The sequence below is a fragment of the Streptomyces sp. NPDC045026 genome (assembly GCF_056432625.1).
The window spans coordinates 576,959-590,729 of the sequence record NZ_JBWKIS010000002.1 but is presented as its reverse complement, the minus strand read 5'-3'; the positions used below and the strand labels follow the sequence as shown (position 1 = coordinate 590,729).

At 68.8% G+C, this 13,771-nt stretch carries 10 protein-coding genes; 5 read left to right on the top strand and 5 right to left on the bottom strand.

Features of this window, described 5'->3' with window-relative positions:
* Positions 1 to 91: 91 nt before the first annotated feature.
* Positions 92 to 3,631, bottom strand: coding sequence for a DNA polymerase III subunit alpha (gene dnaE / locus AC07EJ_RS06480; protein WP_389475030.1), 3,540 nt, complete (start codon positions 3,629 to 3,631; stop codon positions 92 to 94).
* 200 nt (positions 3,632 to 3,831) lie between these two features.
* On the opposite strand from dnaE, the gene AC07EJ_RS06475 reads away from it, so the two are divergent.
* The 5 genes from AC07EJ_RS06475 to AC07EJ_RS06455 all read left to right on the top strand — a co-directional run bounded on the left by AC07EJ_RS06475 (position 3,832) and on the right by AC07EJ_RS06455 (position 9,944).
* The gene (locus tag AC07EJ_RS06475; protein ID WP_389475028.1) at positions 3,832 to 5,157 is read left to right on the top strand and encodes a DUF2252 domain-containing protein; all 1,326 of its coding nucleotides are present in this window, start codon (positions 3,832 to 3,834) and stop codon (positions 5,155 to 5,157) included.
* A gap of 83 nt (positions 5,158 to 5,240) precedes the next feature.
* Positions 5,241 to 5,930, top strand: a complete 690-nt coding sequence (locus tag AC07EJ_RS06470; protein WP_478883873.1) for a hypothetical protein — start codon at positions 5,241 to 5,243, stop codon at positions 5,928 to 5,930.
* A gap of 61 nt (positions 5,931 to 5,991) precedes the next feature.
* Positions 5,992 to 6,810 carry a thioredoxin domain-containing protein gene (locus tag AC07EJ_RS06465; protein ID WP_393582342.1) on the top strand — a complete coding sequence of 273 codons (819 nt, stop codon included), beginning with the start codon at positions 5,992 to 5,994 and terminating at the stop codon, positions 6,808 to 6,810.
* A 128-nt stretch (positions 6,811 to 6,938) separates the two neighbouring features.
* Entirely contained in the window at positions 6,939 to 8,627 is a 1,689-nt protein-coding gene (locus tag AC07EJ_RS06460) for an alkaline phosphatase D family protein (RefSeq protein ID WP_389475022.1), read from the top strand.
* 318 nt (positions 8,628 to 8,945) lie between these two features.
* Complete coding sequence (locus tag AC07EJ_RS06455; RefSeq protein WP_389475020.1) at positions 8,946 to 9,944, top strand: zinc metalloprotease; 999 nt, start codon at positions 8,946 to 8,948, stop codon at positions 9,942 to 9,944.
* A gap of 16 nt (positions 9,945 to 9,960) precedes the next feature.
* Here AC07EJ_RS06455 and AC07EJ_RS06450 read toward each other — a convergent pair whose 3' ends face one another.
* From AC07EJ_RS06450 to AC07EJ_RS06435, 4 genes are all read right to left on the bottom strand, one after another.
* Positions 9,961 to 10,530: a dienelactone hydrolase family protein gene (locus AC07EJ_RS06450; protein ID WP_362905413.1), complete on the bottom strand. Its 570-nt coding sequence runs from the start codon at positions 10,528 to 10,530 to the stop codon at positions 9,961 to 9,963.
* A 52-nt stretch (positions 10,531 to 10,582) separates the two neighbouring features.
* The gene (locus tag AC07EJ_RS06445) at positions 10,583 to 12,169 is read right to left on the bottom strand and encodes a Na+/H+ antiporter (protein ID WP_389475017.1); all 1,587 of its coding nucleotides are present in this window, start codon (positions 12,167 to 12,169) and stop codon (positions 10,583 to 10,585) included.
* 146 nt (positions 12,170 to 12,315) lie between these two features.
* A complete protein-coding gene (locus AC07EJ_RS06440) occupies positions 12,316 to 12,792 on the bottom strand; it encodes a GNAT family N-acetyltransferase (protein ID WP_393582478.1) in 477 nt (158 codons plus the stop codon).
* Between the two features lie 26 nt (positions 12,793 to 12,818).
* Positions 12,819 to 13,760: an RluA family pseudouridine synthase gene (locus AC07EJ_RS06435; protein WP_389475015.1), complete on the bottom strand. Its 942-nt coding sequence runs from the start codon at positions 13,758 to 13,760 to the stop codon at positions 12,819 to 12,821.
* Positions 13,761 to 13,771: the final 11 nt, after the last annotated feature.

Here is a 13,771-nt window from a genome sequence, read left to right as displayed (position 1 = left end):
CTAGTGGCCCTTCGGTCACACAGTGAGGGGCGCTCCCGGAATCTTCCGGGAGCGCCCCTCACTCATGTAACGGCCAAATCCCCAGGGCCTCTCAGCCCGCGAGGCAGGACGGCCCGAGGAGCACCTTCAGGTCGCCGAAGAGCGCGGGATCGGGCTGCACGCGGTGCCGGTCGAGCCGAAGCACCGTTGTCTTGCGGGCCCCTTGGAGCTTGATCCGCACTTCGCTGTTGCCCCGGTGGTGGCTGAGGATCTCGCCGAGCCTGCTGACCATCGGCGGGGTCACCTTCACCGTGGGGATGGTGATCGTCACGGGCGCGTTGGTCCCGGCGTTCGACAGGTCGGGGACCATGAGCTCCATCGCGACGAGGCGCGGCACGTCCTCGCGCTTGTCGAGGCGTCCCTTGACGAACACGACGGCGTCCTCGACGAGTTGGGTCGACACCAGCTGATACGTCGCCGGGAAGAACATGCACTCGATGGAGCCGGCCAGGTCCTCGACCGTCGCGATGGCCCAGGCGTTGCCCTGCTTGGTCATCTTGCGCTGGAGGCCCGAGATGATGCCGCCGATGGTGACGATCGAGCCGTCCGAGTAGTCGCCGCCGGTGAGTTGCCCGATGCCCGCGTCCGCCTTGTCAGACAGGACGTGTTCGAGACCGAACAGCGGGTGGTCGGAGACGTACAGGCCGAGCATCTCGCGCTCCTGGGCGAGGAGATACGTCTTCTCCCATTCGTCCTCGGAGAATTCGACGTCGAGCCCGAAGCCCGGCTCAGTGCTGTCCTCCTCGCCCATGCCGCCGAAGAGGTCGAACTGGCCCTCGGCCTCCTTGCGCTTGACCTGCACGACGTTGTCGATCATCGGCTCGTACTGTGCGGTGAGGCCCTTGCGGGTGTGCCCCATCGTGTCGAACGCGCCGGCCTTGATCAGCGACTCCGTGGTCCGCTTGTTGCACGCGGCGGCCTCGACCTTGTCGAGGTAGTCGGGGAAGGAGGCGTACTTCCCCTTCGCCTTGCGGCTGCGGATGATCGACTCGACCACGTTCGTACCGACGTTGCGGACGGCGGAGAGGCCGAAGAGGATCACATCGTCGCCCTGGGCGGCGAAGTTGTGCTCGGACTCGTTCACGTTCGGCGGGAGGACCTTGATGCCCATGCGCCGGCACTCGTTCAGGTAGATCGCGGACTTGTCCTTGTCGTCCTTGACCGAGGTGAGCAGCGCGGCCATGTACTCGGCCGGGTAGTTCGCCTTGAGGTAGGCGGTCCAGTAGGTGACGAGGCCGTACGCGGAGGAGTGCGCCTTGTTGAACGCGTATCCGGCGAAGGGCACCAGGACGTCCCACAGGGCCTGGATCGCCGCGTCCGAGAAGCCCTTCTTCTTGGCGCCGCCCTGGAAGAGGACGAAGTTCTTCTCCAGCTCCTCGGGCTTCTTCTTGCCCATCACGCGGCGCAGGATGTCGGCCTCGCCGAGCGAGTAGCCGGCGATGATCTGGGCGGCCTTCTGCACCTGCTCCTGGTACACGATGAGGCCGTAGGTGAGACCGAGGGTCTCCTTCAGCGGCTCTTCGAGCTCCGGGTGGATCGGGGTGATCTCCTGGCGCCCGTTCTTGCGCTCCGCGTAGTTCGTGTGGGAATTCATTCCCATCGGGCCCGGTCGGTACAGGGCCGAGACGGCGGAAATGTCCTCGAAGTTGTCGGGCTGCATCTGGCGCAGCAGGGAGCGCATCGGACCGCCGTCGAACTGGAACACGCCGAGCGTGTCACCGCGGCACAGCATCTCGTACGTCTTGGGATCGTCCAGGGGCAGCGCGAGCATCTCCAGGTCGATGCCCTTGTTGGCCTTCACCATCTTGACGGCGTCGTCCATGATCGTGAGGTTGCGCAGGCCGAGGAAGTCCATCTTCAGCAGGCCGAGCGACTCGCACTGCGGGTAGTCCCACTGCGTGATGGTCACGCCGTCCGTGTGCCGGACCCAGACCGGGGCGTGGTCGACGATGGGCTCGCTGGACATGATGACGCCGGCGGCGTGCACGCCCATCTGCCGGACCAGGCCCTCGACGCCCTTGGCGGTGTCGATGACCTTCTTGACGTCCGGCTCGTTCTCGTACATCCCCCGGATCTCGCCCGCTTCGCTGTAGCGCGGGTGGGAGGGGTCGGTGATGCCCGACAGGTCGATGCCCTTGCCGAGGACGTCGGCGGGCATCGCCTTGGTGAGGCGGTCGCCCATCGCGTACGGGTAACCGAGGACGCGCGCCGAGTCCTTGATCGCGTTCTTGGCCTTGATCTTTCCGTAGGTGCCGATCATGGCGACCTTGTCGGCGCCGTACTTCTCGGTCACGTACCTGATCACTTCGACGCGCCTGCGCTCGTCGAAGTCGATGTCGACATCGGGCATGGAGACGCGCTCGGGGTTGAGGAAGCGCTCGAAGATCAGTCCGTGCGTGATGGGGTCGAGGTCGGTGATGCCCATCGCGTACGCCACGATCGAACCGGCCGCGGAGCCTCGGCCGGGGCCCACCGCGATGCCGTTGTTCTTCGCCCACATGATGAAGTCGGCGACCACGAGGAAGTATCCCGGGAACCCCATCTGGATGATGATGTCCATCTCGTACTCCGCCTGCTTCTGGCGGTCGTCGGGGACACCGTCCGGGTAGCGGCGGTTCATGCCGACCCGGACTTCCTCCTGGAACCAGGTGACCTCGGTGAAGCCTGCCGGGATGTCGAACTTCGGCATGAGGTCGCGCTTCTCGAACATGCCGGTGGTGTCGATCTGCTCGGCCACCAGGAGCGTGTTGGCGCAGCCCTCCTGCCAGGCGTCCGAGGAGTCGACGGCGTACATCTCGTCGGTCGTCTTGAGGTAGTAGCCGGTCCCGTCGAAGCGGAAGCGGTCCGGGTCCGAGAGGTTCTTGCCGGTCTGGATGCAGAGCAGGGCGTCGTGCGCGGTCGCCTCGTGCGCGTACGTGTAGTGCGAGTCGTTCGTCACCAGGGGCGGGATGCCGAGCTTCTTGCCGATCTCCAGGAGTCCGTCGCGGACCCGGCGCTCGATCTCGATGCCGTGGTCCATCAGCTCCAGGAAGTACCGGTCCTTGCCGAAGATGTCCTGGTACTCGGCGGCCGACTTGAGGGCCTCGTCGAACTGGCCGAGGCGCAGGCGCGTCTGGAGCTCGCCGGACGGGCAGCCGGTCGAGGCGATCAGCCCCTCCGACCACTGGGAGATCGTCTCCTTGTCCATACGGGGCCACTTCTGCAGCCAGCCCTCCGCGTACGCGTCCGAGGACAGGCGGAAGAGGTTGTGCAGGCCCGTGCTGTTCGCCGCCCAGATCGTCTTGTGGGTGTAACCACCCGAACCGGACACGTCGTCCCGCTTCTGGTGCGGCTGGCCCCACTTGACCTTCCGCTTGTTGCGCCGGGACTCGGGGGCGACGTACGCCTCGATCCCGATGATCGGCACGACCCCGGACTTCTTCGCCGTGTGGAAGAAGTCGTACGCCCCGTGAAGGTTGCCGTGGTCGGACATGGCGATGTGCGTCATGCCCATTTCATTGCAGGCATTGAACATGTCCTTGAGCCGCGCGGCACCGTCCAGCAGCGAATACTGGGTGTGGACGTGCAGGTGCGTGAACGGCGGCTTTGACACGGTTTCGGCCTCCAGCGAGAACGGACGGAAACGGACCGGTGACGGGCAGCGGTCGGTCTCGGGGGACAGCTTGGAAGTCTACGGGTGGGCACTGACAACCGGTGGGCACTCGGGGGTACGGTCGTGCGTTGGACAGAACAGAATCTCTGTTCCTCACCTCACGATCCACGGCACAAGCCCGCACCAGGAGGCACCCCGCGATGTCGGTCCCGCAGCCCACCGCTGAGCAGCGCGGCGAGCAGATCCTCACCGTCTTCGACACCGCGTTCGGCGAGCTCCTGGCCGCCGACCCGGCGGCGTTCCGCGTCAAGTTCCGCAAGATGGCGTCGTCCGCGTTCGCGTTCTACCGCGGGACGGCGTGCCTGTTCTACGCGGACCTGGAGCGCGAGCGACACGGCGGCCCGTACCTGGACGACCGCACGGGCCGGGTGTGGATCCACGGCGATCTGCACGCGGAGAACTTCGGCACGTACATGGACTCCACGGGCCGCCTGATCTTCAATGTGAACGACTTCGACGAGGCGTACGTCGGCCCCTTCACCTGGGACCTCAAGCGCTTCGCCGCCTCGGTGGCCCTGATCGGCTACTCCAAGGCGCTCGGCGACGAGCAGATCACCGAGCTGGTGCGCACGTACGCGGGCGCGTACCGCGAGCGGATCCACGCGCTGGCGACGGGCGCCAAGAGCGACGAGGTGCCGCCCTTCACGCTGGACACCGCCGAGGGCCCGCTCCTGGACGCGCTGCGTGACGCCCGCTCCCTGACGCGCTTCGGGCTGCTCGACTCGATGACGGAGATCCGCGACTTCGAGCGCCGCTTCGCGCCCGGCGGCGGCTCCATCGAGCTCGACGCGGCGACGCGCTACAAGGTCCTCGCGGCCTTCGACGGATACCTGGAGACGCTCCCCGACTCGTCCCTGACCCGTCCCGACTCCTACCGCGTCAAGGACGTCGTGGGGCGGCGCGGCATCGGCATCGGCTCCGCGGGCCTGCCCTCGTACAACATCCTTCTGGAGGGCAACAGCGACGCCCTGGAGAACGATGTCGTGATCTATCTCAAGCAGGCGCAGACGCCGGCCGTGTCGCGGCACATCACCGACGCGGCGATCCGCGACTACTTCCAGCACGAGGGCCACCGCACGGTGATCTCGCAGCGTGCTCTCCAGGCGCATGCAGACCCGTGGCTGGGCTGGACCGAGCTGGACGGCTCGGGGCAGCTGGTCGCCGAGGTGTCGCCGTACGCGGTGGACCTCGACTGGTCGGACATCGACGACCTGGACGAGATCGCCGCGGTCGTCGCCGACCTCGGCCGGGCCACGGCGACGATGCACGCGGCGGCCGACGACCTGTCCGGGCAGTCCCTGGTGCCGTTCTCCACGGAGCGGGCCATCGACGCGGCGATCGCGGCGGACGAGGACGGCTTCGCGGGTCTCCTGGTCGACTTCGCGCACGACTACGGCGCACGCGCACGTGCGGACCACCAGATCTTCGTGGACCTCTTCCGCAACGGCCGGATCCCGGGCCTGTAGGCCACACGCGCCGACAACGCTCCCGTAACGCACAGCGACCCTTTAGGGGTCCCTTACAGGAACGCATGGGACACTCCTCCGCGATGGACGACATATCCGGGACCCAGCTCAGAGCCGTGCGCGCGGCGCTCTTCACGGCGCTCGTCGTGACGCTCTCCGCCGCGTCGCACGTCCTGCTGTCCCGGGTCCCCCTTCCCGTGGTGACGGTGGCGGCCACGGCCCTCGCCGTCTTCGTCCTCGCGTACGCGCTGGCGGGGCGTGAGCGCAGCTTCGGCCGGATCGCGGCCCTGCTCGTGCCGCTGGAGCTGGCCGCCGACACCGTGTTCACCACCGGCCAGCACGTCTGTTACGGCCAGGCGGGCGGGCCCGTCGCCGGGCCGCTGCGCGCGGTCGGTCTCGACGTCCTGTGCGGCGGCAGCGTCGGTACGCCGCTGGCCGGGATGACCGGCGGCCACACCGACAAGGCAGCCGCGCTCCTCGCGCACACGGATCCGGCCGCCGCCTGGCTGCTCCTCGGCGCGCACGTCGCCGTGGGGCTCCTCGCCGCCGCCTGGCTGCGCCGCGGCGAGCAGGCGCTGGCCCAGCTGCTGCGCGCGGTCGCCGGGTTCTCCTTCCGCCCGCTGCTGATCGCCTTCGCCGCGGTGCGGGCCCGCCTGGAGCCCGTACGCCGCCTGCCGCGGCGGCCCTCGCGCGGGGTGCGGGCCGCGCGTACGCAGCTGTGGGCGCACTCCGTGGGACGGCGCGGACCGCCGTGCACGGTCCTGGCCGCCTGAGGCCCGGACCCAGCACAGCAGTCCCCCTGAAGACTTCGCAGAACCCACACGGAGAACGATCATGAGCCAGAGGAACAGCCAGGCCGCGAAGACGGCGGCCCGCGAGCGGCTTCGCGTCGAGCGCGAGAAGCAGGCCAAGAAGGACAAGGCGAAGCGCCAGGCGACCGTCGCCGGTGGCGTCGTCGCGGTCCTCGCGATAGCCGGCGGCATCGGCTTCGCCGTGATGCAGGGCAACAAGCCCTCCTACTGGGAAGCGGCGAAGGACGACAAGCTGGTCGCGCCCAAGAACACCACGGGCAAGAACAACACGACGGTGACCCTCGGCAAGGACTCCGCCAAGAAGACGCTCATCGCCTACGAGGACTCGCGCTGCCCGGTCTGCGCCGCCTTCGAGCAGACGGTCGGCCCGACGGTGAAGAAGGACCTCGACGACGGCAAGTACAAGATCCAGTACGTCGGCGCCACCTTCCTCGACAAGAACCTCCAGGGCGAGGGTTCCAAGAACGCGCTCAGCGCCCTCGGCTCCGCCCTGAACGTCTCCAAGGACGCCTTCTGGGACTTCAAGGAGGCGCTGTACTCCACGAAGTGGCACCCGGAGGAGACGGACGACAAGTTCAAGGACGACGCGTACCTCATCAAGATCGCGAACACGGTCCCGGAGCTGAAGAACGACGCGGCCTTCCAGAAGGACGTCAAGGACGGCACCTTCGACAAGTGGGCGCTGGAGATGTCGAAGAACTTCGACAAGAACAAGTACGGGGTCCAGGGCACCCCGTCGTTCGTGATGGACGGCAAGCAGCTCACCGGCTCCGACGGCAAGACCGCGCCCAGCACCGTCGCCGACTACAACACCGCGGTCGACAAGGCGCTCAAGGGCTGACGCGAATCGGCGGCCTCAGCGGCTGACGCGAGCCGGCGGCCTCACCGGCTGACGCGCCGTCGAAGTGTGGGCGAACTCTTCGGAGTTCGCCCACACTTTGCTCTTACTGATCAGTAATGTGATCACTCGTGACCAGTCGACTCAACATAGACAGCCCTCTCGGCAACGCTGCCGGAACGGCCAACTCCCTTGCCCCGCGCCGCCGTTCGGTCGTGAAGGCCGCCGCCGCCACGGCAGGCGCCGCCGCCCTCGCCCCGCTCGCCACCGCGCCCGCCGCACACGCGGCCGACGGGCCCGCCTTCCTGCACGGCGTCGCCTCGGGTGACCCGCTGCCCGACGGCATCCTCCTGTGGACGCGCGTGACGCCCACCCCCGACGCCGTGCCCGGCTCCGGAAAGGGCGCCGACACGGACGTCCGCTGGGAGGTCGCGCAGGACAAGGACTTCCGCCAGGTCGTCGCCCACGGCACGACCACCGCGCGGGCGTCCGCCGATCACACCGTCAAGGCCGATGTAAGGGGCCTGCTCCCGGCGAGCGTCTATTACTTCCGCTTCTCCGTAGAGGGCACCTTCTCGCCCGTCGGCCGTACGCGCACGGCGCCCGCGCTCGACGCGCAGGCCACGGGCGTCCGGTTCGGTGTGGTCTCCTGCGCCAACTGGGAGGCCGGCTACTTCTCGGCGTACCGCCATCTCGCCGCCCGCACCGACCTGGACGCGGTCCTCCATCTCGGCGACTACATCTACGAGTACAAGACCGGCGAATACCCCGAGGCCAAGTACGTCGTACGGCAGCACGAGCCACGGCACGAGATCCTCACGCTCGCCGACTACCGCGTGCGCCACGGCCTGCACAAGACCGACGCCGACGTGATGGCCGTGCACGCCGCGCACCCGCTCATCGCCATCTGGGACGATCACGAGTTCGCCAACGACGCCTGGTCGGGCGGCGCCGAGAACCACACGCCCGGCACCGAGGGCGACTGGGCGGCGCGCCAGCAGGCCGCCAAGCAGGCCTACTTCGAGTGGATGCCGGTGCGCCCGTCCATCGCGGGCACGGTCTACCGCCGCCTGCGCTTCGGCAAGCTGGCCGATCTGCACCTGCTCGACCTGCGCTCCTTCCGCTCCCAGCAGTCGACCGTCGGCAACGGCGACGTGGACTCCCCCGAGCGCTCCATCACCGGCCGCGCCCAGCTCGACTGGCTGAAGGCGGGCCTGGCCGCGTCCGACGCCTCGTGGAAGCTGGTCGGCACCTCGGTGATGATCTCGCCGGTCGCCTTCGGCTCGCTGCCGGCCCATCTGCTGGAGCCGCTCGCCGAGTTGCTCGGCCTGCCGACCGGCGGCCTCGCGATCAACGTCGACCAGTGGGACGGCTACACGCACGACCGCAAGGAGCTGATCGGGCACCTGCGGGACAAGGCGATCCGCAACACGGTCTTCCTGACCGGCGACATCCACATGGCGTGGGCGAACGACGTACCGGTGACGGCCGGAACGTATCCCCTCTCCCCGTCCGCGGCCACCGAGTTCGTCGTCACGTCGGTGACCTCCGACAACCTCGACGACATCCTGCACGTGGCCCCGAACACCATCTCGACCGTGGCGGAAGGCGCCATCAAGGCGGCCAACCGCCATGTGAAGTGGCTGGACATGGACGCGCACGGCTACGGCGTCCTGGACGTCACCGCCGAGCGCTCGCAGATGGACTACTACGTCGTCTCCGACCGCAAGGATCCGGCCGCGACGACCTCCTGGTCCCGCTCCTACCGCACCCTCAGCGGCACGCAGAAGGTCGAGCGGGTGAACGCTCCGGTGCGCTGACCCACACCTCGGGTCGCACACGAGGGGCCAATTCCAGCCACTCGCCGGTGCATTAACAGCAGATCACACCGCTACGGCGGGTGGTGCTGCCCGCGGATCGAATGCGGACACACCACCCGTCGCGGTAGCCGCTCCCGTTACGTCGGCGTCTCAAACTCCGGACGCCACACGAAAATTTCTTCCCGATGCCCTGAATTGCCGGAGGAAGAGCGGCGATTGATTGGGCCAGAACTTCGCTCTTCAAGCGATGACATGGCCACGTAATCTCCCCGCGGCGGCGAGGAAGTTCCTCTCCCCACCCGTCCGCGAGGAGTCCGCATGACCACGCTTGCCCGAATATCTCCGTTGATGCGCCGCCGCCTGCTCGGCACCGCGCTGGTGGCCGGAACCCTGGCCATCGCCCCGCTGTCCGCCCCCTCAGGCAGCGCCGCGACCGCCAAGGCGTCGGCCTCGGCGGAGAAGTGCGCCGACAGCGGCAACGCCGTGGCACGCGAGAAGAAGCCCACCGGCGCCGACCACGCGCAGGAGCCCAACGAGGTCAGCGCGGCCAAGGCCAAGTCCATGGACACGGACATGCAGCGCAGACTCGACAGGATGCGCGCCGACGGCACGCTCTCCAGAGGCCTGGCCGCCGCGTCGACCACGATCCCGGTCTACGTCCACGTCATCCACGACGGCGCGACCGGCAATCTCACGTCGACCGACATCGCCAAGCAGATCGACGTCCTGAACGCGGCCTACAGCGGCCAGGGCACCGGCAACAACGACTCGGGCTTCACGTTCACGCTGGCCGGCACCGACTACACGGACAACGCCGCCTGGTACAACGGCATCACGCCGGGCTCCGCCGCCGAGAAGTCCATGAAGTCCTCGCTGCGCAAGGGCGGCGCGGGCGCGCTCAACTTCTACACCGCCAACCTCGGCGACGACCTGCTCGGCTGGGCGACGTTCCCGTCCTCGTACAAGTCGAACCCGTCCGACGACGGCGTGGTCGTCCTCGACACCTCGCTGCCGGGCGGCTCGGCCACCAACTACAACCAGGGCGACACGGGCACCCATGAGATCGGCCACTGGATGGGGCTGTACCACACGTTCCAGGGCGGCTGCAGTGGCAACGGTGACTACGTCAGTGACACCCCTGCCGAGAAGAGCGCCGCGTTCGAGTGCCCGACCGGGCGCGACACCTGCACCAACAAGACGGGCGTCGACCCGATCCACAACTTCATGGACTACACGTACGACTCCTGCATGTACCAGTTCACCGCGGGCCAGGTGCAGCGCATGAAGGACAGCTGGACGGCGTACCGCGCGGGCTAACGGACCGCGGTACGGCCTAGAGCGAATCGAGGAAGCCGAGCGCCACCCGCCAGGTGGCCTCGGCCGCCTCCGCGTCGTAGTCCGGCAGTTCGGGGTCGGTGTAGAGGTGACCGGCGCCCGGGTACCGGTAGACCTCCACGTCGGCGCCGGTCCGGCCCATCTGGAGGTACCAGGCGCTCAGCCAGTCGTCGGTCTCGAACGGGTCGGGCTCGGCGACGTGCAGCTGGACGGGCAGCTCGTCCACGGACGCGTTCTCGGCGATGTCCGACGTGCCGTGCAGGAGGAGCAGGCCGCGCGCCTTGTCGTCACCGAGGGCCAGGGTCTGCGCGATCGAGGCGCCGAGGGAGAAACCGGCGTAGACGAGCCCGCGCTCGGAGTAGGGAGCGGCGGCGAGGATGGCGCGCTTGAGCAGCTCGTCCTTGCCGATCTCCTCGTTGAAGGCCATGCCGTCCTCGACGGTGTCGAAGGTGCGGCCCTCGAAGAGGTCCGGGGTCCACACCTCGTGTCCGGCGGCCCGCAGCCGGTCGGCCGCGTCACGGACGGCGGGACGCAGGCCGTACGTCGAGTGGAAAAGCATGATGTTCATGGGGCCCATGGTGCCATCCGGGGGCGCCCGTCACCGTCAGCGGCCACGCTCCTCAGCGCAGGCTGCGCACGTCGAGGTGGCGCAGCACGCGGTCCACGATCTCGGGGTCGGCGCCCGGCTCGCTGCGCGCCGCGAGCACCTCGTGACGGGCGGCGGAGAGCATCTCGTTCTGGATGTGGCGCACGCGCTTGATCCTTGAGAAGCGCTTGGCCTGGGCCTCCTTGCGTTCCTCGCTGCCCAGTTCGGGGTCGATGCGCAGCCCGATGTCGTAGGCCCTGCGCGCCATCTGGTCGGAGAGGTCGTCGGGGAGCTCCTCGACCTCCTCGATCTCCTTGAGGCGACGCTTGGCGGCCCTGGCCGCGCGGAGCGCGAGCTGCTGCTCGAACTCCTTCTCCTTCTCGGCGTCCGCCTTGACCCCCAGCTTCTTCACCAGCCAGGGCAGGCTCAGCCCCTGGAGCACGAGGGTGCCCATGATGACGCCGAACGCGATGAAGACGATCTCGTCGCGGTCGGGGAACGGTGACTTGTCGTCCATCGTGAACGGGATGGCGAGGGCCAGTGCGACGGAGGCGACCCCGCGCATTCCGGCCCACCACATGATCACGGTCTCGCGCCAGGAGATGGGGATGTCCTCGTCGAGGTCCCGCCGCGCATGCAGACGCCGCGTCAGCCAGGTAGCCGGAAGCAGCCACAGCAGGCGTACGAAGATGACGACCGCCACGACGGTGCCGGCCCAGCCGAGCATCTCGCCCCAGCGGCCGGACGCGGTCCTGATCGCGTTGTGCAGTTCGAGGCCGATGAGGCCGAAGGCGACGCCGGTGACGAGTGTGTCGACGATGTCCCAGAAGGCACGGCCGGTCAGCCGGGTCATGACGTCGTCCGCGTCGAACGCGTACTCGGCGAGGAAGAGCGCCGTGACGAGTACGGCGAGCACTCCGGAGCCGTGCAGCTCCTCGGCCAGCACGTACGAGGCGAACGGCATCAGGAGCGTCAGGCCGATCTGGAGTGTGGAGTCGTCGAGGAAGTTCATCAACTTGTTGGCCGCCCAGCCGATCACGAGACCGACGACGAGGGCGACGACGGCGGACAGGAGGAGCGAGACGACGGCCTCCGGCCACGAGAAGCTGCCACTCACGACGGCGGCGATGGCCACGTGGTAGAGCACGATCGCGGTCACGTCGTTGAACAGGCCCTCGCCCTCCAGAGTCGACACTAGGCGGCGGGGCAGGCCGAGTTGGCCGGCCACCGCCGTCGCGGCGACGGGGTCGGGCGGCGCGACGAGAGCGCCCAGCGCGACGGCCGCGGCGATCGGCAGGCCCGGCACGATGGCGTTGGCGACGAACGCGACAGCCGCCGTGGTGACGAAGACCAGCGCCACGGCGAGCAGGAAGATCGGTCTCTTGTTCGCAGCGAACTGGCGCCACGACGTGCGCTTCACGGCCGCGTAGAGCAGGGGCGGCAGCAGGATCGGGAGGATCAGGTCGGGCGGGACCTCGACGTTCGGCACGAACGGCAGGAGCGCCAGGCTGATCCCGAGCAGGGTCATCAGCACGGGCGCGGGCAGCCCGAGCCGGTCTCCGAGCGGCACGCTCAGTACGGCCCCGAGCAACAGCACGAACAGCAGGGCCAACTGATCCACGGTGCGCACCCCGGCGAGTAACGGCGGTCAAGCCATCGGACGATCAAGTCCCCAGCGTGCCACGCACATCGCTCTGTGGTGATTTGTGGCGCGAGTCGGCTGCGTCGAGACGCGAGTGGGCGGCGTTGAGACCAGGCCGCGCAGCCCTAGCGGGCGTCCGCCTGCCCCAGCGCCTTACGCATCGCCCGGTGCGGAATGCCCGCGTCGGGAAACTCCGGCCCGTACACGGCATAGCCGAGGCGCTCGTAGAACCCCAGCGCATGAGTCTGCGCGTGCAGGTCCACGGCGACGAGCCCACGCTCCGCCGCGGCGTCCTCGATGGCCCGCACGAGGGCCGCGCCCACGCCGAGCCCGCGCGCGGCCTTCGCCACCGCGAGGCGCCCGAGCGCGCCCACCCCGGCGTCCCCGCCGTTCTTCGCCACGGCGGCGGCGCCGGTCAGCAGCCGCCCCGTGCCGAGCGGCTCACCGTCGGCGCGCAGCGCCAGCACGTGCACCGTGCCGGCCCCCGCGTCGTACTCGTCGTACTCGAGCTCCTCGGGAACCCGCTGCTCGACGACGAAGACCTCCTGGCGCACGGCGAAGCACGCCTTGCGGTCGGCCTCGCTGTCGGCGACCCGCACCATGTACGCGGAAGAGGGCTGCGGCACGGTCACGAGCTCTCGGCCCGGACCCGGTCGAGGGCCGTCTGCAGGTCCTCGGGATAGTCGCTGGAGAACTCGACCCACTCGCCGTCGGCCGGGTGCTCGAAGCCCAGGCGCACGGCGTGCAGCCACTGCCGGGTGAGGCCGAGCCGCTTGGCGAGCGTGGGGTCGGCGCCGTACGTCAGGTCGCCGACGCAGGGGTGCCGGTGGGCCGACATGTGCACGCGGATCTGGTGCGTACGCCCCGTCTCCAGCTTGATGTCCAGGAGGCTGGCGGCGCGGAACGCCTCGATGAGGTCGTAGTGCGTGACGGAGGGCTTGCCCTCCGCTGTCACGGCCCACTTGTAGTCGTGGTTCGGGTGGCGCCCGATGGGGGCGTCGATCGTGCCGCTCATCGGGTCCGGGTGCCCCTGGACCAGCGAGTGGTAGCGCTTGTCGACGACGCGCTCCTTGAACTGGCGCTTCAGCGTCGTGTACGCGCGCTCCGACTTGGCGACGACCATGAGGCCGGAGGTGCCGACGTCGAGCCGGTGGACGATGCCCTGGCGCTCGGCGGCGCCGGACGTGGAGATCCGGTACCCGGCGGCTGCGAGGCCGCCGATCACGGTCGTCCCGGTCCAGCCGGGGCTGGGGTGCGCGGCGACACCGACCGGCTTCATGATCACGACGATGTCGTCGTCGTCATGGACGATCTCCATGCCCTCGACGGGCTCGGCGACGATCTGCACCGGGGCGGGCGCCTGCGGCATCTCCACCTCGAGCCAGGCACCGCCGTGCACCCGCTCGGACTTCCCGACCACCGAGCCGTCGACCGCCACCTTCCCCGCCGCGGCGAGCTCGGCGGCCTTGGTGCGGGAGAAGCCGAACATGCGGGAGATGGCGGCGTCTACACGCTCGCCCTCCAGGCCGTCGGGCACGGGCAGGGTTCGGATCTCGGGAATCGTGCTCACCCATTGAGTAT

Coding starts and splice junctions, on each gene's coding strand:
- AC07EJ_RS06475 (WP_389475028.1), top strand. CDS start 3,832: ATGTCGGTCCCGCAGCCCACCGCTGAGCAGCGCGGCGAGCAGATCCTC.
- AC07EJ_RS06470 (WP_478883873.1), top strand. CDS start 5,241: ATGGACGACATATCCGGGACCCAGCTCAGAGCCGTGCGCGCGGCGCTC.
- AC07EJ_RS06465 (WP_393582342.1), top strand. CDS start 5,992: ATGAGCCAGAGGAACAGCCAGGCCGCGAAGACGGCGGCCCGCGAGCGG.
- AC07EJ_RS06455 (WP_389475020.1), top strand. CDS start 8,946: ATGACCACGCTTGCCCGAATATCTCCGTTGATGCGCCGCCGCCTGCTC.
- AC07EJ_RS06450 (WP_362905413.1), bottom strand. CDS start 10,530: ATGAACATCATGCTTTTCCACTCGACGTACGGCCTGCGTCCCGCCGTC.
- AC07EJ_RS06440 (WP_393582478.1), bottom strand. CDS start 12,792: ATGGTGCGGGTCGCCGACAGCGAGGCCGACCGCAAGGCGTGCTTCGCC.